This is a genomic window from Clostridium sp. (assembly GCF_050717545.1).
Classification (GTDB): Bacteria; Bacillota; Clostridia; order Clostridiales; family Clostridiaceae; genus Clostridium_AD.
In genome coordinates, this window is sequence record NZ_JBOITN010000017.1 from 126428 (window position 1) to 144636 (window position 18209).

Sequence of the window (18209 nt, forward strand, 5' to 3'; positions counted from 1 at the left end):
TGAGTAAACATAAGGAGGATTTTTTATGTGCTTTATTTATAAAGTATAATTCATTGTTATTTAAAGTTTTTAATTAAGCATGCATATTACCCCCTCAATTATCATAAATATAAATTAAGTTTTAATATTTATATTGTGTTTGCTTAGCTTTTACATATACAAGTTAAATAAACATATTAAAATAAATTTGATAAAAGAGCGATAAACAAAGGGGGAGAAAATTATGGTACCTAATACAATAATAAGTAACATAAACAAGCATATTCAAGAAAACTTTTGGTTATATATTATAAGTATTCTTTGTGTATTTACAGGTATTATTTTAGGAATTTATAGTGTTAGATACATGGGGACAATTGAACGAAATGATTTAGTGAATTATTTGATGAATTTCGTTGATCCTTCTAATACAAGTGGAATTAGTTATAAATCAATTTTTTTTCAGTCAATTAAAAATAATTTACCTATTATTGTTTTTCTTTGGTTTTTAGGTTTAACGATTGTTGGCATACCAATAATAATAATAATTGATTTATTAAAAGGATTTACAATTGGATTTACATTTAGTTTCATGATTAGTGGGCTTGGGAATAGCGGCATTGGCATTGCAATGCTGGGGGTTCTTCCTCAAAATTTGATTTACATTCCATGCATTATTTTTGCATCAGTAGTATCAATGGAATTTTCCATAATGCTGCTTAAGAGCAAATTTAATAAACAATGGACAAGTAGTATATCTAGCAGGTTATTATATTATAGTGTAATATTTATTGTAATAATTGTTTTATTATTTATAGGAATAGTTATCGAATCCTATATTGCGCCATATTTTGTCAAGAATCTAATTAATAATATGGGGAGTATAGCTAAATGAACTATAAGGACATAAGAAAATTTGTGCTGCTTACAATAAAATGTTTTGTTATTTTGATAGTAATGGGCATTTTACTGCCTAAGGCAGTAGATTGGTTGCTTCAAAATCTTATTACTAATACTAGAATTTACAAAAATAGCGTTGTAGTTTACAATTTAGTTGATAATAACTATAAATTGGTTTATAATTATATTCTTACATTTTATTTATTTTTTAGATTATAACCTAAACATAGGAGAGAAATTATGAATGATTTATTGTCAATATATATTGAAAGTTTAAACAATAATAAGTTGACTAAAAACACGGTGGAAGCTTATGCCAGGGATGTTAAACGTTTTATTAAATTTATAAAAATCAGAAGTGAAACTGTAAAAACAGTTGATAACATAACGATAATGGCATATGCTGAGTACCTTAAAAAAGAAGGCAAAGCAAATAGTTCAATAGCAAGAAGTATAGTTTCTATTAGAAATTATTATAAATATCTTATTAAAAACAATCTTGCAGATGATAATCCCACGACTTACTTTTCTATTCCTAAAATTAAACGGAATATACCTCAAATCTTATCAATTGCACAGATAGATGAATTATTAAATAAGCCAGATGGGTTAACTGTTAAAGGGTGTAGAGATAAAGCAATGCTAGAATTAATGTATGCTACGGGAATAAAGGTATCAGAACTTCTAAATCTGACGATATATGATATTAACTTAGAAATGTTATATATAACATGTAATAATGGACGGAAAAATGAGAGAATAATTCCTATAGGGTCACATGCGGTTAATTGTCTATCGCAATATCTGAAAATTAGATCAACAATTAATTTAAATAGTTTAAGTCTACTATTTTTAAATACAAAATCAGACAAAATGACAAGGCAAGGGTTTTGGAAAATTATTAAAGAATATGCTAAAATGACAAATATAAAAAAGGGAATAAACTGTTATACACTAAGACACTCATTTGCTGTGCATTTATTGCAAAATGGTGCTGGTATAACATCAGTTCAAGAATTATTAGGTCATAACAGTATGTCTACAACTCAAATTTATTCAACAGTAATTAAAAAAAATAAGTTGGCAGAAATTTATAAAAATACTCATCCTAGAGCATAGCATATATAATATAAACCTACTTTCAGCAATTATGAAGGTGGGTTTTATTTTTGCTTAATTTATAATGAAAATTTTCATTTATTATATATTTAAATTATTTTTTGAAACTGTGATAATATTAATGAAATTTGGTAAAAATAATGTTATAAAATTTAAGTAAAGCAGATGATATTATATTAGTGTTGTCTAGCGTAAAGAAATATGAGGAGGATTATATGAAAAGAAACTTTAGAAACGTATTATGTTTAATTTTATCATTGATTTTTAGTTCACAGTTTTTTGGTATTTCAGCTAAAGCAGAAGTGGAAAATAAAGACAATAAAGGGATTATAGTAGATGCGAAGTCAGCATTATTAATGGAACCATCAAGTGGAAAAATAATATATGAAAAAAATTCCCATGAAAAATTTGCACCAGCATCAGTAACTAAAATTATGACTATGTTACTAGCTATGGAGGCCATAGACTCTAATAAGATTAAGTTACAAGATAAAATAACTGTAAGTGAAAACTCTAAAAAGATGGGCGGAAGTAGTATGATACTTGACACTGGTGAAGTTAGAACCGTGGAAGAAATATTAAAAGGAATTGCAATTGCATCAGGAAACGATGCAGCAGTTGCAATGGCAGAATATTTAGGGGGCAGCGAAAATGCTTTTGTAACTATGATGAACGAAAAAGCAAAAGGTCTTGGTATGAAAGATACAGCATTCAAAAATTGTACTGGACTAAGTGCAGAAGGACACTATACAACAGCATATGATATATCAATTATGTCTAGAGAGTTATTAAAACATCCTCAGATATTAAAGTATTCTGGAACCTATATGGAAACTATTTCTGAGGGTAGAAAAGCACCTATTGGTCTTGTAAACCATAATAAGCTTGTTAGATTTTTTGATGGATGTGATGGACTTAAAACTGGGTTTACTAATGAGGCTATGTATTGTATGTCAGCTACCGCAAAACGAAGTAATGTAAGAATGCTTGCTATAATTATGGGTGCACCAACGTATACGAAAAGAAATAGTGATGCTAGCATGTTAATGAACTATGGATTTTCAAAATTTGAAACTAAAAAAGTAATAGTAAAAGATCAAGATATAGAAAAGGTGATTATGAATAAAAAGGGTGACAAATTTTTAGTTGCTAAAGCACAAGAAGAATTCATTATAACTCTTGAGCGAGGCCAGAAAAATGAAATCACTAGAAAAGTTGTTATAAAGGAAGGGTTGCAAGAATATAAGAAAGGAGTTGTGATGGGATTCTGTGAGATATATGTTGATAAAAAATTATCTGGTAAGATTAACATATACAGCGATAGGGATATTAAAAAATCTAAAATTTGGGATAATTTAAAAAATAACTTTGTAGACTTATTTGACAAAGCAATTTAATAATAATATAAACATAAACATCTATTTAAATGTAAACTATAGCTTATAAGCAAGAAATTGATTATAAGCTATAGTTTTTATAATATGTTGACTAGTTATTTATTTAAAGATGCTTTATACTTAAACTATACCAATTATAAAGAAATATATTTCTTTATAATTAATTATGTGTTTAGGAGCGAATGTACATGCCGTTAAGTATAAAAGTAACTAATTTTGAAGGTCCATTTGACTTGTTATTACATCTTATTAAGAAAAATGAGATGAATATCTATGATATTAATATTATTGAAATAACAAATCAATATTTAGAGTATCTTAAAAATATGAAGGAAATGGACTTAAATGTGACATCGGAATTTATTGTTATTGCTGCAACTTTAATCGAAATTAAATCTAAATATTTGTTGCCTAAAGTAAAAGAGGAGAATACCCCTGATGATGATATTGATGTTGAAAAAGAATTATTAAATAAATTAATTGAATATAGAAAATACAAAGTAATAGCTGAAAATTTGAAGATGATGGAACAAGGCGTTGGTATAATGATCAGTAAAAAACCTGAAATAATTGAGGAAGATAGCAAAAATGCACAAGAAATTGATTTTCTTAAAGATATTTCAATTTTTGATTTGTACAATTCATATAATAATTTAATGTTAGATTATATAAATAAAATGAATACTAATAATATAATAAATAAGAAAATTTTAGTTGATGAATATAAAATAGAAGATAAAATGAACGAATTACAGCAAAAGATTGATTTTTTGGAGAAAATCCATTTTACAAATCTAATTTACGGGTATTCTTCAAAATTAGAAGTTATTGTTACGTTTTTAGCTTTACTTGAATTAATCAAGAGCAGGAGTGTTACCGTAATTCAAGAAAGCAATTTTGAAGATATATATTTAGAAAGGGTAAATTAAATGAATAAGTTTAAAATTAAGGAATTAGATATTGAAGAGAATTCTACTAAAAACACATACTTTTCTATTATTGAATCATTATTGTTTGTTGCTGGGGAATCATTAAAGCTAACTGAAATTGCAAATATATTAGAGTGTAGTATTGATTTTACGCGTGAGCTAATAGATGAGTTAAAAATAAAGTATGAACAAGAGTATAGAGGAATAAAAATTATAATAATCAATGATGAATATCAATTTGTTACAAAATCATGTAATAGTGAATATATTCAAAAACTATTAAAGACTAATATTAGGCAATCGCTGTCCCAGGCTTCACTTGAAACTTTAGCAATAATTGCATATAAGCAACCTATAACAAGGGTGGAGATTGAGGATATAAGGGGTGTCAAAAGTGATAGGGCAATTTATACTTTATCTCAAAAAAAACTAATTGAGCAAAATGGGCGAAAAAACGTTCCGGGAAGACCGATGATATATATTACCACCGATGAATTTCTTAAACATTTTGATTTTCATAGCCTTAATGAAATGCCTTCTATAGAAGAGTTTAATAAGGAAGAAATAAAAGAAGATGATTTCAGCTCCGCAGGAGATGATTTCAGCTCCGCAGGAGATGATTTCAATAAAGAAAATATACAACCAAAGCTTGATATAGAAGAAATAGATTAGATATCTATTTAGGATGAATAAAAAATACAAGTTTAAAGTCTCATCAAAATAATGTTTTTCTAAATGAAAACACTATTATGATGAGGCTTATATTTTGTTGAAATTTTATTATTACTATTTTTATAAATGTATTTAAAAAGCAAAATTAACTATTCATCACATTCTTCTGTATCGTAACACGATTTATCTTCATTCTCTGCACCTTTATATAGATCTTCTTTATCACTTTTTTCTTTAAAAATGTTCTTAATAGTATCTATAACCTGTGGGACTGTATCGATGATTTTATCATATGGATTTTGCTGATCTACATATAAAAGTCTTATTGAGTCGTTTTTAACTACTAAAAATGCGACAGGTTTTACAGTGACGCCAGCGCCAGAACCACCTCCAAAAGGGAATTTATTACTTGAATCAGAGGCCTTAACACTATCGAATTCACTTCCCCCAGATGCGAAACCAAAACATACCTTTGAAATTGGAATAATAGTAGTGCCCGCTATTGGGTTTATAGGATCACCTACAATGGTGTTCACATCTATCATATCTTTTATACTTTGCATTGTACTTTTCATTAAATTTTCAATTGGATGGTTATCCATGTACATTTCCTCCTTTATATTCTTTGAAATTCGATTTGTTGTGCATTATGTTTATAAGGCAAGGAAGTAACTTAAATGCCATATAAATAACAGTTGCAAAATTGATATAAATTGTACTTGAAATTTTCATATATAAATCATTTTCTTCAAAATGAGGAATAACATTAAAAAACATATTTTTAACTTTAACAAAATTTAATAATATTATATGTAAAGAACTGTAGGTTGAATGCATAATACCAAATAAAACAGCCACCAAAGCAGCATCGTCTAATCCATATTCAACTTTAGTATTTAAAATTAAAGTTGGTTTGAATTTTAAGGTTTTAATTTTATAAAAAATTAGTTTTATATCATATATATTATTTATAATTAAGAGCTTAAAAGAACTTTTTTTTGATTTAGTAGTTGTATTATTTGTTTGGCCTGTTTTATTATTTTTTCGGTTTCTTTTATTCCTATTATTTTCCAAGGATTTTTTCAAATCTATTTTCTTGTTGTATATAAAAATTTCCAAAACTTTGCTTGAGTATTTTAGAGTTATTTTTATAGGGATTGGAAATAATATAATTATTAACATAAAAAAGAATACAATTATAAATGTAAACATCTTAACCTCCAAATATATCTAATAACTGGTATTATACCCAAAAATAACAAAAAAAATCAATTAATTAGTCTAATATTCAGTTTACAGATAAAAAAATTTTACAGATAGAAAAATATAAATATTTTTAGTTACAAAAATATTAAAAGAGGTGATATCATGATAAAAAAGTGTAAAGTCAATTTATCTTTATTTCTAAGTTTATTTTTATTATTTACATTATTTGTTCAAAATGTGTATGCTGATGATTTGTATGTTAATGCTATAAGTGCTATAGCACTAGATTGTGATTCAAAACTTGTTTTATATGAGAAAAATGCGTATACACCAATCGAAATTGCCAGTACTACAAAGATAATTACTGCTTTAGTTGCTATTAAATGTGGAGATTTAGATAAAAAAATAACAATATCAAAAAAATCTGCAACTATACGTGGATCTGAAATAGGGCTTAAAGAAGGAGAAGTAATAACATTAAAAGAATTATTATATGGACTGCTTCTAAGATCTGGGAATGATGCTGCAATTGCCATTGCAGAAGGAATAAGTGGAAGCGTGGATGAGTTTTTAAAGCTGATGAATGAATATGCATTAGAGGCCGGATTATTAAATAGTAATTTTGAATCTCCTCATGGTTTAGATAGTACTAATCATTATTGTACAGCATATGATTTAGCGTTAATTACTGCAAAGGCAAAAGAGGTTAAATTCTTTAATGAAATAGTTAGCTCTAAGGATATTGATGCTAGTGCGAATAATTTTACAAGAAGTTACCATAATATAAATAAGATTTTATATCTTTTACCAAATGCAACTGGAGTAAAAACTGGGTTCACTGGAAAAGCAGGTAAATGTTTAGTAACTTCTGTTAAAATTCAAGGTAGAGATGTTATTATTATTACTTTAAACTGTACCCCTAGATGGAAAGAAACTGAAAAGATAAATAATTATGTGAAAGAGAATTATAAGTATGAAAAAATAATAAGTAAGGGTGAGGTTTTAGATCATCTTAAAATAAAGAACGGAACTCATGATGTTGATATAGTAAGTACTAAAGATATTATAATTCCGGTTAAAAAGAATCAAAAGATTAGGTTTGAAATTAAAAAGCCTTTATATGAGGTTTCTGCACCAATAAGCGCAAGAGAAAATGTAGGTAGGATAGATGTATATGCAAATGACAAACTTCTATTGACGCAAGCACTAGTATCTAAAGAAGTGATTGTTAAAAAAAATAAATTTAAAATAAAGTTTGATGAAATTAAAAATTTGTTTGTTAACAATTAACAATAAGAAGTCGTGGGTTAGGTAACCGTTAATATACTTAAATTATTTAACAGAGTATAAGTTCTATAATATAACTTGTAACAATATCTATATTTTTAAATATTTTAATAGTATAGACTTAAGGAGGTTATATTGATGAGTTATGAACCCTACGATTGTATTGATGTAGGAAGTGAATTTTGTCCTTGAAACGCTAAACTGCGATAAGCAGTTTGCGTTTTTTTAAAACAATCTTATTTTAGAGTTATTCTATTGATTTTTACTATACCTTTGACACCATCCCAATATATGGATTCTACAATATCATTAATTAATAATCTCTTATTAATAAAATCTAAGCTATTGATAACTTCTTGGAATGTATTTAAAGGGCTTGTAAATTTCGTTATTTGTAGATTATTGGTTTTACCTGATATACATTTTATATTTTCATATTTCATATTTAATTTTTCAAGTTCATCTCCTAATTTAGAAATTTGAGGTTTTATATATCTGGATATATCATTGTTTAAAGATAATTGGTTGATTAATGTATCTATTTGAGATTGTTTTGTATTTATCTGAGTTCTTAAATTTTCATTTTCAGATAACATTAAATTATCTTTGGATTTTTCAGATTTAATTTTATATAACTCTTCTAATAAAATATCTTTGGAAAGGTAGGTATTTTTTAAGTTATCCATAACAACAGCTTCAAGTTCATCCACTCTTATATTAGGATTGTTACATCTGACCCCTTTTGAATAATCTTTGGTGCTACAAACATAATATTGAATTTTTTTGTTAGAAACTGTACTAATATGACCATGTTTTACAATCATACTTTTACCACATTTGGAGCATTTTAAAGTTCCGGTAAGTAATGCTGCTGCTGAAGTACCCAGTCTTGGTGCCTTATTTTTATTAACATCTAATATCTCTTGGACCTTAAGCCAGGCGGGAGCATCAATAATTCCTTCATGGGTTGATACTGCAGCAATCCACTGTGTTATGTCGCGCTTGATCCTAGCACCTTTACTCTTATTATAAGTTAAAACGCCCTGTTTACCGTTAGCTTTTCCCATTACATTCATTCCAATAAATTTAAGATGATTCATAACGACTTCATCAGCTCTAACATACAGAGGATTTCTTAATATAAGTTGAATTCTTTTTTTATTAAAGTCAACTCCGTTTTTAGTTTTTATGTTTTTTTGGAATATATAAATAAAGACCTGGCTAATTGACTTGTATTGTAAATATTTATTGTAAATTATTTTTACGACATCCAGCTCCTTTTTTATAGGGGATAATGTATACATTGTTTTTTCTTTAAACTGTGCATCTAAATATGATAGTTTTTTACTGCTATATCCTAAAGGTGTTTGACCTCCTAGCCATCGTCCACTTTTAGCCAGTTCAAGCATATTGTCGCGAACCCTCTCACCAATAGTTTCACGTTCGAGTTGAGCAAAAACAGAGGCAATGTACATCATAGCTCTGCCCATAGGCGTTGACGTATCAAACTGTTCATTAACACTTATAAAGCTAATATGAAGACTATCTAATTCATTTATAAGATAAGTAAAATCAGAGATATTTCTGCTGATCCTATCTAACCTATAGCAGATTAGCACATGGAATTTTTTTTGCCTTGCATCGTTAAGCATTTTTTGAAATTGTGGTCTTTTAATATTTTTACCTGAAAAACCTTCATCTTCATATATAGTGAATTGATTTATGTCTAAATGAGAACATTCACGTTTGCATAATTCAATTTGATTTACTATAGATTCACCTTTTCCTGTAAATTTTGATTTTCGGGAGTATATAGCAGCAATTTTCAAATTATCTACCCCTTAATTATTGATTATAAAAATTTAACTTTTTATATAAATAAATATATTTTTGTAACACTAAGACTTAGATGGCATAATATAAGATAATAGCTTGTTTGGAGGAATATACATGAAGGTAAATTCCATAATTCTTTCACAATTAAATCAAACAGAACAAGATCTTTTGAATGAACAATACACAAGGAACGTTGTTAAAATAGTAACCTCGGAACTTTCATTACAGCAGATAAGTGAGATGATTGAAAATTTATTGATTATCTAAAACATATACAAATATTTCGAAAAGTATTACTAGTTAAAAAAGGAATAAAAAGATAAGAGTAGAATAAATTATAAAAGAGAAACAATTAAGATGAAAAGAGTTAGTTTTGAAGTAATATTTAGTTGTATTTTAATAATGAAAATAAACAATCTGAATATATTGACAAAATCCCATTGAAGAATGATATAATATTTAATACAACATAAAATATGGAGATGATTTATATGAAGTTATGTGAAATATGCAAAAAAAATATAGCAATGATATTAACAACAAGAATAGAAAATGGAAAAACGAAGACTATAGGGTTATGTGTGGAGTGTGCTAAAAAACAGGGAATTCCAGTTATGGATCAATTAATGCAACAAGCTGGATTATCACCTGAGGACATTGAAAGTTTAAATGAGCAAATGGGAAATATGTTTAAGGATATGAATTTAGAAGATATGAACCTTGAAGATATGAATCTTGGGGATATGAATCCAAAAGATTTGAATATTGAAAGTGGTGATGGTAAAAATATCATTGGTAATATTTTTAATGGGTTATTCTCACCGGATGATAAAAACAATGACTTACTAGAAAGCGAAGATGAAGATGAAAGTGAAACTTTTTCAAAAATAAAGGAATCATCTGAAGATAAATCTAAAAAGAAATGGTTTAAAAAGAAACGAAAGCATTTAGATACATATGGCATAAATCTAACAGATAAAGCTATGCATGGTGGGGTAGATAAGGTTGTAGGAAGATATAAAGAAATCGATCGTGTGGTACAAATTTTAAATAGACGAGGTAAAAATAATCCTATATTAATTGGGGAAGCTGGAGTTGGTAAAACAGCTATTGCAGAAGGACTTGCAGTTAGAATCGTTGAAAAACAAGTTCCAGAAAAATTATTTAATTCAGAAGTTTATTTACTTGACCTAACAGCGGTGGTTGCAGGTACGCAATTTAGGGGACAATTTGAAAGTCGTATGAAGTCAATTATTGAAGAAGCTAAAGAAAATGGAAATATAATATTGGTTATTGACGAGGTTCACAATATTATGGGTGCAGGTGAAGTTCAAGGCGGTGCAATGAATGCAGCAAATATATTAAAACCAGCACTAGCTAAGGGAGAAATACAGGTTATTGGAGTAACAACTCTTGAGGAGTATAGAAAGTATATAGAAAAAGATGCAGCACTTGAGAGAAGATTTCAACCAGTTCTAGTTGAAGAGCCTAGTATTCTAGAGACAATAGAAATTTTAAAAGGAATAAGAGGTTATTATGAAGAATACCATAAAGTTAAAATATCTGATGAAGTTATTGAAGAAGCTGTAAATTTATCAGAGAGATATATAACTGACAGATTCTTACCAGATAAAGCAATTGATGTTATTGACGAAGCAGGGTCTAGAGCGAACTTAAAAAATAAGGGACTTGTGGAACTTGTAGGATTAAAAGAACAATCAGAGAAAATTCAAAATGATGAAAAAGAAGCAGAAGTTTCTGGAGATTTTGAAAAAGCTGCTGAATATAGAACAAAATCATGTAAAATAAAAGAAGATATTAATAAAACCCAAAAACAATGTAGTCAAGTTCAAATTACTTTAGAGGATATTGCTTTTGTAATTGAGACGTGGACTAAAATTCCAATTCAAAAAATTACAGAAAAGGAAGCTAGTAAGCTTTTAAATTTAGAAAATAAATTGCACAATCGGATTATAGGTCAAAATGAAGCTATAAAAACTTTATCTAGAGCAATTAGGAGAAATCGTTCAGGATTTAGAAAAAAGAAAAAACCATCTTCTTTTATTTTTGTAGGGCCAACAGGTGTTGGTAAAACAGAACTCGTTAAAGCACTTTCATGTGAGCTTTTTGGAAGTGAAGAGGCATTAATACGTATTGATATGTCTGAGTACATGGAAAAACATACAGTCTCAAAGTTAATTGGTGCACCACCGGGTTATATAGGTTATGATCAAGGTGGACAGTTAACAGAAAAAGTTAAAAGGAAGCCATATTCAGTAATTCTTTTAGATGAAATAGAGAAGGCTCATCCAGATGTATTTAACATGTTACTACAGATTCTTGAAGATGGGATATTAACAGATAGCCAAGGTAGGACTGTTTTCTTTGAAAATACTGTGATTATAATGACATCTAACGCGGGTACTAAGTTTAAGGCAAGCAGTATTGGTTTTGTTAATGGTAATTATGATGTTTTAGAAGCTCAAGTAAAGGATGCTTTAAAAGAAGCTTTTAAGCCGGAATTTTTAAATAGAGTTGATGAAATTATTGTATTTACGCCACTAGAAAAGGAAGAACTTCGCAAAATAGTAGATTTAATGGTTATGGAAGTTGTTGAAGAGGTAGGGGAAAAGAAAATCACATTGCACATTTCGGATGAGGTAAGAGACTTTATATTGGAAAAAGGGTACGATGAGAAATATGGAGCAAGGCCACTTAGGCGTACTATACAAAAATATATTGAAGACGAAATTGCAGAGCATTATCTCCAGAATAAGTTTGGTGAGGGATCAAAAATTTCTATAGAATTAAAAGATGATAAAGTTGTTATAGTATAAAGATTAAAAAGCTGCTGAAATTTATTCAGCAGCTTTTTAATCTTTTGTTATATTATTATTCGATATTTTGATTGAGTGTTTTATAAGTTTTTTTGGAATTATAAAGCTTGTACTGGTTCTCTACATAAACAGTAAGACTAAAAATAGATTGACATATAAATATTGCGAAAAATATATCCATTATTACATGTTGTTTTACAAATTCAGTAGATATAATAATGAGAAACCCTATAATATTAACTGGAATCTTTATTGATTTTCTAGCATTAGTAGCATTAATACCTTTAATAGCGAGGTATGCAGTAATTACATGTATGCTAGGAAAACAATTATATGGAGCATCAGAATTATAAGTAAACAAAAGTAGTTTTGAAAATATATCATCGCCTGTAACAATAGGTCTTAAAACGGTGGTTTGGAAAAAATAATAAGTGATAAAAGCAACAATATAACATAGAAATAAAGTAATCATAATCCTATAATACATTTTTCTGTTTTTAAAACACAAATAAACATAACAAAATGCTAAAAAAAACCATAATGTCATATAGGGTATTATAAAAATTTTTATAAGTGGCATAGCTCTATCCAAATCAGTAGTTAAATTATAGACACCTCTGTGCGTACTGTTTAATGTCCAATAAAATAAATTAGAAAAAGGAACACAGCCAATAAATACTAATGGTAATAACTTTTTAAAAAGATTCTTCAAATAATCAGTCCTTTCTACAAAGACTATTTTAACGGAAAATTACAATATTTTCAATAGTTTTTATAGAAAAATAAACAAGAATATAATGTAATAATTATAATAAAATATCATAAATAATAGAAAATTACATATTTGCGCTTTTAATATCGCAGTTTGACGTATCAACCATGTCCTTGCCATCTGGCAGAAACGGGAGACTGTATATTATGTTCGCAGCTTGCAGGTGAAGATTTCTGCGACTGCTGTAACTTTAATGGAGTCTGTATTTACCAAGAATATGCTACAAACAACTACAAAGCTAAGGAGAGTAGGAAATATTATAATTGCAAAATATTAGAGAAAAACAAATTCGAGGATAATCTTCTTATATTGACTATTGCCGCAAGTGATAAATTGGTAAGTGAACTGGTTCATCCTGGAAGCTATATTTTTGTGCGAAAGCCCAGCGCTGAGGCAAGGTTCGATACTCCAATATCAATATTGGATACAGACACGAAAAGCAATACAATAACTATAGCTATAGAACTTAAAGGTGTTAAAACAAAGGCATTAGATGTTTTAAAGACAGGTGAGGAATTACTTGTGAAAGGTCCATTTTGGAATGGTACTATGGGTCTCAAAAACATATATGAAACTAAAAATAGTAAATGCTTAATTGTAGCTAGAGGTATAGGTCAAGCACCGATGATCCCGGTACTTAAATATCTACACTCAAATAATAATGAAATTACTGTTGTACTTGATAATTCACCTTTTAAAAGAAGCTTTACTAGTGAGTATTTACAAAAGTATGCGTCTAAAGTAATAGAGTGTACTACTATTGATAATGGGAAAATAACACCGGGATTTAACGATGTATTGAAAGATATTATTAGTAATAATAATATAACATTAGTTAACTGCGATGCCGCAGACGTTCTAAATTATGAGCTTATGAAGGTCGTAGAGGAGGCTGACAAGAATATTAAATACGCTTGTTGTAATAATGCTAAAATGTGTTGTGGAGAAGGGGTATGCGGATGTTGTACAAGGGTAAATAATGATCTTAAATTAAGGCGGCTCTGCAAGATGCAGACAGAACCTAAATATGTATTGGAAGGGAGGAGAATATTTTGAAGGTGATTATAATTGGTGGTGGGTGGTCTGGTTGCAGCGCAGCAATCACAGCAAAAAAAGCAGGAGCAGAGGTATCATTATATGAAAAAACAGATATGCTTTTAGGGCTTGGAAATGCAGGCGGCATAATGAGAAATAATGGAAGATATACTGCGGCAGAAGAATTAATAGCACTAGGCGCAGGTGATTTAATACATGTGACTGATGAGAACAGCAGACATAAAAACATTGATTTTCCAGCGCATAAAAATGCTTGGCTTTACGATGTAAATAAAATTGAACCAGCTGTGGTAAAATGTTTAAAAGCGATGGATATAGAATTAAACATGATAACAAGAGTAGTAGATGTTGAAAAAGAAGGCAATACCATAAAAGGAATATATTTATCAGATGGCAAGTATGTTGAGGCAGATATATTTATAGAAACCACAGGGTCAACAGGTCCAATGGGTAACTGCTTAAAATATGGTAATGGTTGCTCAATGTGTGTATTAAGGTGTCCAGCTTTTGGGCCAAGAGTAAGCATAAGTTACAGAGCTGGTGTCGAAGACCTAAAAGGAGAAAGAGAAGAAGATGTTTATGGAGCTTTTAGTGGTTCATGTAAATTAGCTAAGAGTTCTTTAGGAGAAGAGGTTAAGCGGAAACTTGATGAAATAGGAGTAGTCGTTTTAAAAGTGCCGGAGGAAGATGTTAATCTAGATAAGCTTAAAGTTAAGGTGTGCCAGCAATATGCTCTAAAGGAGTTTGCAGAAAATATGATTTTACTAGATACGGGTGATGCAAAACTTATGACTTCATATTATCCTTTAGATAAGTTAAGGAAAATAGAAGGACTTGAAAATGCAAAATATATAGATCCAATTGCAGGGGGAAAGGGAAACTCTATAAGATATTTATCAGTGGCCCCAAGAACAAACAGTATGAAGGTCGTAGGGCTGGATAATTTGTTTTGTGCAGGTGAGAAGTCTGGTTTATTTGTAGGCCACACAGAAGCCATGGTAACGGGAGCACTAGCGGGGCACAATGCAATAAGAAATTATTTAGGAATGCCTCTTTTGATATTACCAAGGACCCTTGCCGTTGGGGATATAATAGCTTATGCAAATGAAAAAATGAAGTCTAAGGAGGGAAGGAGAAATAGATATACTTTTGCTGGAGCTGAGTATTTTAATCGGATGCAGGAACTTGGACTTTTTACTTTAGACAAGGGTGAGATTAAGGGGAGAGTTGAGAAATTAAATTTAACTGATATATTTAATGAAAAACTTATATAAAACTAGTATATTTTACTAATTAGTACACATAATACATTTATGTGGAAAAAATTTGTTTTATATGGTGTTTTAGGTCTCTTAGTAGAGGTTTTGTGGACTGGGTTTGGATCAATGATTAAGGGCGATGTGCTCCTTAGGGGCACTACCTCTATCTGGATGTTTCCTATATATGGGCTTGCTGTATTGCTTGAACCTGTGCATTATAGGATAAAACATCTTCCGCTTATTGTGAGGGGAGGAATATACATGCTTCTTATATTTGCAGTAGAATTAGTTAGCGGACTACTGCTTAGATTGGTGTTAGGAGAGTGCCCATGGAACTATGTTAATAGAACATTATCAATATACGGAATAATTACATTGACCTATGCACCAGTGTGGTTTGCCTATGGGATTATGCTCGAGCAAGTACAGGGCATTATAAAACGTATTGAAAGAGGTCTTGGTAGTAATGCTACTTAGGTTAAATTGAAGATTATAAAATAATGATGTTGCACGAAGAATGTAATATATACATTCTTCGTGCAACATCATTTTTATTTGTTATGACTTGGAGTTAAGTTTACTAATAGTGAATAAATATTTTTCTTAAGGTATATGGCACTTTGGAGTGGAATGCCAGTGCTACAAAGAATTTTAGGGGGTATTTCAATAGCTAATTCCTTAAGGGCAATGCCCTTAGGTGTTAAACTAACATATACATTACGTTCATCTACAGTATCTCTAATTCTTTTCACGAGACTCATGATTTCTAGTTTCTTTAGTAATGGGGTTAAAGTACCAGAATCAAGATGCAACTTTTTTCCCATGTCTTTGACAGTTATATTGTCTTTTTCCCATAATACTAAAAGAGAAATATATTGAGTGTAGGTTAAACCTAATTTATCTAGGAAGGGTTTATATAACTTTGTTATCTCACGAGAACAAGCATATAAAGCAAAACACAATTGATTATCTAATTTAAGAGCGTCATAATTCATCTTTAGCACATCCTTTAATTTTAAAACTAAATTTTATTACATTAGTGTTTGTTTATATTTTAATTAAAGTAAATTATATTTAATTAAATTGAATACAATTCACTTTATCATGTTGATTATTTAATTGCAAGAATAATTTTATATAAATACATTGTGACTATATTGTAATAATATCCTAGCTATTACAATATAATCACAATCTTAGTTAATACAAATTTTAAATTAATTATAGGTATAATAATTATTGTATGGTGAGAAAATAGAAGAATAAATACAACATAATTTAATTTGAAAGGAGTTTTAAGTATGCCTGATCATCAACATATTGGAGGTAGCAAAAATAGTAACATTGATATTAAACGTGATAATATTAAAAGTCCTAAGAAAACTAAAGGGGTTAAAGAAAAACCACCTTTATATAAAAATTTCAATGGAGAAACCCTTGAATAGATAATAAACCTGGATTTTTATATACATTCATAAATAGAAAGGGAGTGCGATTTGATGGTAAACAAAGGGGAACAATTTATAGATGAAAGTTATAAGATAATGAAGTTTGAACGTGATATTGATAAAGTTACTGGTCAAGAGATAGGAAAAATAGAAGTTAAGGCACTTGATGGCCACAGGCAGTTTATAACTTTAGATGATAATGATGCTGATGAAATAGAAAAGTCCTTGTTTAAATATTTAAAAATCAAATAGTTTGATGGATATAATGAAGAATTATATATGAAATATATAAAGGGACAAAGAATAATAAACCAAAGAAAAGAATAAGATATGCTCACATAAATGAGTATATCTTATTCTTTTCTATTAACATGAAAATTAAGTTTAAATAAGGATGTAATTGAGGGGGATATATTGTAGAATAGTAGTTGTTATTTGAGTTTAAGAGAAATGATGTAGGAGGGGTTTGAATGAAAAAGGTTGTGGTCATTTTTAATGGTGGTACAATTTCTATGAGTGTTGATCCAAGAATAAGGGCTGCTGTTCCAACTCTAAGTGGAGAAGAAATAATGTCTATGGTTACAGGAATTGAAAACTATGCACAGATAGAAGCATATACTTTTTCAAGTTTGCCAGGTCCTCATGTAACGCCTAAGCTAATGATGGATTTATCTATTTACATACAAGAATTTTTAATTAGGGATGACATATGTGGGGTTGTAGTGACTCATGGCACTGATACACTTGAGGAAACAGCATATCTATTACATCTGACTATTGATAGTCCAAAACCTGTAATTATTACTGGTTCAATGAGAAATAGTTCGGAACTTGGCTACGATGGGCCTGCAAATTTATCAGCTGCTATTTGTACTGCTATTTCAGATGAGGCACGTAATAGAGGGGTGCTTGTGTGTTTAAATGATGAACTTAATTGTGCAAGTGAGGTTACTAAATCACATTCGATGAATCTAAATACTTTTCAAAGTCCACAATTTGGACCAATAGGTCTCATTGATAACAACGAAGCAATATTTTACCGGGATAGTTTAAAAAAAGAACATATAATAACGCAGACAGTAGAAACTAAAGTAGATTTAATAAAAGCTTGTGCAGGAATGGATTCAAAGTTAATTGACTTTTGCGTAAGTAGTGGCGCAAGGGGACTTGTAATTGAGGCAATGGGAAGAGGTAATATTCCGCCGGATATGGCAGAGGGAGTAAAAGAGGCTATAAAAGGTGGAGTAATAGTAGTTATTGTATCTAGATGTTATAAAGGAAGAGTGTTAGATTCTTATGGATACCCAGGAGGTGGAAAAGAACTTAGAAATGCTGGTGTGATTTTTGGAGATAGTTTGCCAGGTCAAAAAGCTAGAATCAAGCTTATGCTTGCACTTTCTAGTACATCAAATAGGGATAAAATACAATATATGTTTGAAAGTGGAAGTTATAAAAAAACGAATTTTAGATGAAGAATAATTTTTAATATTCGTAATGGTATTGACTCAACTA

19 protein-coding genes and 1 pseudogene are annotated in these 18209 nt (G+C 29.3%); 15 read left to right on the forward strand and 5 right to left on the reverse strand.

Annotated elements, in window-relative coordinates; genetic code table 11:
* The first annotated feature begins 223 nt into the window (after positions 1 to 223).
* The 6 genes and pseudogenes from spoIIM to scpB form a co-directional block, all read left to right on the forward strand.
* Entirely contained in the window at positions 224 to 874 is a 651-nt protein-coding gene (gene spoIIM / locus ACREVX_RS03810; RefSeq protein WP_431542839.1) for a stage II sporulation protein M, read from the forward strand.
* On the forward strand, positions 871 to 1098 hold the full coding sequence (locus ACREVX_RS03815; RefSeq protein ID WP_431542840.1) for an endonuclease III: 228 nt from the start codon (positions 871 to 873) through the stop codon (positions 1096 to 1098). The genes spoIIM and ACREVX_RS03815 overlap by 4 nt, the downstream gene beginning before the upstream one ends.
* Before the next feature lie 21 nt (positions 1099 to 1119).
* Positions 1120 to 1998 (forward strand): tyrosine recombinase, encoded by an 879-nt coding sequence (locus tag ACREVX_RS03820; RefSeq protein WP_431542841.1) that lies wholly within the window; start codon positions 1120 to 1122, stop codon positions 1996 to 1998.
* Between the two features lie 215 nt (positions 1999 to 2213).
* On the forward strand, positions 2214 to 3395 hold the full coding sequence (locus tag ACREVX_RS03825; protein ID WP_431542842.1) for a serine hydrolase: 1182 nt from the start codon (positions 2214 to 2216) through the stop codon (positions 3393 to 3395).
* Positions 3396 to 3583: 188 nt separating this feature from the next.
* Entirely contained in the window at positions 3584 to 4324 is a 741-nt protein-coding gene (locus ACREVX_RS03830) for a segregation/condensation protein A (RefSeq protein WP_431542843.1), read from the forward strand.
* A pseudogene (scpB, locus tag ACREVX_RS03835) lies at positions 4325 to 4924 on the forward strand (SMC-Scp complex subunit ScpB); the annotation flags it as partial.
* A gap of 221 nt (positions 4925 to 5145) precedes the next feature.
* Here the strand turns inward: scpB and ytfJ are convergent.
* Together ytfJ and ACREVX_RS03845 are read right to left on the reverse strand one after the other, a co-directional pair.
* Positions 5146 to 5598 (reverse strand): GerW family sporulation protein, encoded by a 453-nt coding sequence (ytfJ, locus tag ACREVX_RS03840; protein ID WP_431542844.1) that lies wholly within the window; start codon positions 5596 to 5598, stop codon positions 5146 to 5148.
* Positions 5591 to 6208: a DUF2953 domain-containing protein gene (locus tag ACREVX_RS03845; RefSeq protein ID WP_431542845.1), complete on the reverse strand. Its 618-nt coding sequence runs from the start codon at positions 6206 to 6208 to the stop codon at positions 5591 to 5593. The genes ytfJ and ACREVX_RS03845 overlap by 8 nt, the downstream gene beginning before the upstream one ends.
* Positions 6209 to 6364: 156 nt before the next feature.
* Between ACREVX_RS03845 and ACREVX_RS03850 the strand changes: the two genes are divergently transcribed.
* A complete protein-coding gene (locus ACREVX_RS03850) occupies positions 6365 to 7492 on the forward strand; it encodes a D-alanyl-D-alanine carboxypeptidase family protein (protein WP_431542846.1) in 1128 nt (375 codons plus the stop codon).
* A gap of 233 nt (positions 7493 to 7725) precedes the next feature.
* Here ACREVX_RS03850 and ACREVX_RS03855 read toward each other — a convergent pair whose 3' ends face one another.
* Positions 7726 to 9318: a recombinase family protein gene (locus ACREVX_RS03855; RefSeq protein ID WP_431542847.1), complete on the reverse strand. Its 1593-nt coding sequence runs from the start codon at positions 9316 to 9318 to the stop codon at positions 7726 to 7728.
* A 121-nt stretch (positions 9319 to 9439) separates the two neighbouring features.
* Here ACREVX_RS03855 and ACREVX_RS03860 point away from each other — a divergent pair, with 121 nt between their 5' ends.
* Together ACREVX_RS03860 and ACREVX_RS03865 are read left to right on the forward strand one after the other, a co-directional pair.
* Positions 9440 to 9592: a hypothetical protein gene (locus tag ACREVX_RS03860; protein ID WP_431542848.1), complete on the forward strand. Its 153-nt coding sequence runs from the start codon at positions 9440 to 9442 to the stop codon at positions 9590 to 9592.
* 224 nt (positions 9593 to 9816) lie between these two features.
* Positions 9817 to 12162, forward strand: a complete 2346-nt coding sequence (locus tag ACREVX_RS03865; protein ID WP_431542849.1) for an ATP-dependent Clp protease ATP-binding subunit — start codon at positions 9817 to 9819, stop codon at positions 12160 to 12162.
* Between the two features lie 55 nt (positions 12163 to 12217).
* On the opposite strand, the gene ACREVX_RS03870 is transcribed toward ACREVX_RS03865, so the two are convergent.
* Positions 12218 to 12874: a phosphatase PAP2 family protein gene (locus tag ACREVX_RS03870; RefSeq protein ID WP_431542850.1), complete on the reverse strand. Its 657-nt coding sequence runs from the start codon at positions 12872 to 12874 to the stop codon at positions 12218 to 12220.
* A gap of 153 nt (positions 12875 to 13027) precedes the next feature.
* Between ACREVX_RS03870 and ACREVX_RS03875 the strand changes: the two genes are divergently transcribed.
* From ACREVX_RS03875 to ACREVX_RS03885, 3 genes are read left to right on the forward strand one after another with little or no spacing between them, the layout of a single operon-like run.
* A complete protein-coding gene (locus tag ACREVX_RS03875; protein ID WP_431542851.1) occupies positions 13028 to 13990 on the forward strand; it encodes a sulfide/dihydroorotate dehydrogenase-like FAD/NAD-binding protein in 963 nt (320 codons plus the stop codon).
* The gene (locus ACREVX_RS03880; RefSeq protein ID WP_431542852.1) at positions 13987 to 15264 is read left to right on the forward strand and encodes an FAD-dependent oxidoreductase; all 1278 of its coding nucleotides are present in this window, start codon (positions 13987 to 13989) and stop codon (positions 15262 to 15264) included. Before ACREVX_RS03875 ends, ACREVX_RS03880 begins: the two co-directional genes overlap by 4 nt.
* A 39-nt stretch (positions 15265 to 15303) precedes the next feature.
* The gene (locus tag ACREVX_RS03885; protein WP_431542853.1) at positions 15304 to 15726 is read left to right on the forward strand and encodes a putative ABC transporter permease; all 423 of its coding nucleotides are present in this window, start codon (positions 15304 to 15306) and stop codon (positions 15724 to 15726) included.
* A 74-nt stretch (positions 15727 to 15800) separates the two neighbouring features.
* Here the strand turns inward: ACREVX_RS03885 and ACREVX_RS03890 are convergent, their stop codons facing one another.
* Positions 15801 to 16244 carry a MarR family winged helix-turn-helix transcriptional regulator gene (locus ACREVX_RS03890; protein ID WP_431542854.1) on the reverse strand — a complete coding sequence of 148 codons (444 nt, stop codon included), beginning with the start codon at positions 16242 to 16244 and terminating at the stop codon, positions 15801 to 15803.
* Between the two features lie 306 nt (positions 16245 to 16550).
* Between ACREVX_RS03890 and ACREVX_RS03895 the strand changes: the two genes are divergently transcribed.
* The 3 genes from ACREVX_RS03895 (at position 16551) to ACREVX_RS03905 (ending at position 18169) form a co-directional block, all read left to right on the forward strand.
* Complete coding sequence (locus ACREVX_RS03895) at positions 16551 to 16694, forward strand: hypothetical protein (protein ID WP_431542855.1); 144 nt, start codon at positions 16551 to 16553, stop codon at positions 16692 to 16694.
* Between the two features lie 54 nt (positions 16695 to 16748).
* Positions 16749 to 16949, forward strand: a complete 201-nt coding sequence (locus tag ACREVX_RS03900) for a hypothetical protein (RefSeq protein WP_431542856.1) — start codon at positions 16749 to 16751, stop codon at positions 16947 to 16949.
* Positions 16950 to 17167: 218 nt separating this feature from the next.
* Entirely contained in the window at positions 17168 to 18169 is a 1002-nt protein-coding gene (locus ACREVX_RS03905; protein ID WP_431542857.1) for an asparaginase, read from the forward strand.
* Positions 18170 to 18209 lie beyond the last annotated feature (40 nt).

What these genes read in the sequence shown, in the direction of transcription:
- ACREVX_RS03885 (WP_431542853.1), top strand. Translation starts at nt 15,304, where the DNA reads ATGTGGAAAAAATTTGTTTTATATGGTGTTTTAGGTCTCTTAGTAGAG.
- ACREVX_RS03815 (WP_431542840.1), top strand. Translation starts at nt 871, where the DNA reads ATGAACTATAAGGACATAAGAAAATTTGTGCTGCTTACAATAAAATGT.
- ACREVX_RS03895 (WP_431542855.1), top strand. Translation starts at nt 16,551, where the DNA reads ATGCCTGATCATCAACATATTGGAGGTAGCAAAAATAGTAACATTGAT.
- ytfJ (WP_431542844.1), bottom strand. Translation starts at nt 5,598, where the DNA reads ATGGATAACCATCCAATTGAAAATTTAATGAAAAGTACAATGCAAAGT.
- ACREVX_RS03865 (WP_431542849.1), top strand. Translation starts at nt 9,817, where the DNA reads ATGAAGTTATGTGAAATATGCAAAAAAAATATAGCAATGATATTAACA.
- ACREVX_RS03820 (WP_431542841.1), top strand. Translation starts at nt 1,120, where the DNA reads ATGAATGATTTATTGTCAATATATATTGAAAGTTTAAACAATAATAAG.
- ACREVX_RS03845 (WP_431542845.1), bottom strand. Translation starts at nt 6,208, where the DNA reads ATGTTTACATTTATAATTGTATTCTTTTTTATGTTAATAATTATATTA.
- spoIIM (WP_431542839.1), top strand. Translation starts at nt 224, where the DNA reads ATGGTACCTAATACAATAATAAGTAACATAAACAAGCATATTCAAGAA.
- ACREVX_RS03850 (WP_431542846.1), top strand. Translation starts at nt 6,365, where the DNA reads ATGATAAAAAAGTGTAAAGTCAATTTATCTTTATTTCTAAGTTTATTT.
- ACREVX_RS03860 (WP_431542848.1), top strand. Translation starts at nt 9,440, where the DNA reads ATGAAGGTAAATTCCATAATTCTTTCACAATTAAATCAAACAGAACAA.
- ACREVX_RS03890 (WP_431542854.1), bottom strand. Translation starts at nt 16,244, where the DNA reads ATGAATTATGACGCTCTTAAATTAGATAATCAATTGTGTTTTGCTTTA.
- ACREVX_RS03825 (WP_431542842.1), top strand. Translation starts at nt 2,214, where the DNA reads ATGAAAAGAAACTTTAGAAACGTATTATGTTTAATTTTATCATTGATT.
- ACREVX_RS03900 (WP_431542856.1), top strand. Translation starts at nt 16,749, where the DNA reads ATGGTAAACAAAGGGGAACAATTTATAGATGAAAGTTATAAGATAATG.
- ACREVX_RS03830 (WP_431542843.1), top strand. Translation starts at nt 3,584, where the DNA reads ATGCCGTTAAGTATAAAAGTAACTAATTTTGAAGGTCCATTTGACTTG.
- ACREVX_RS03905 (WP_431542857.1), top strand. Translation starts at nt 17,168, where the DNA reads ATGAAAAAGGTTGTGGTCATTTTTAATGGTGGTACAATTTCTATGAGT.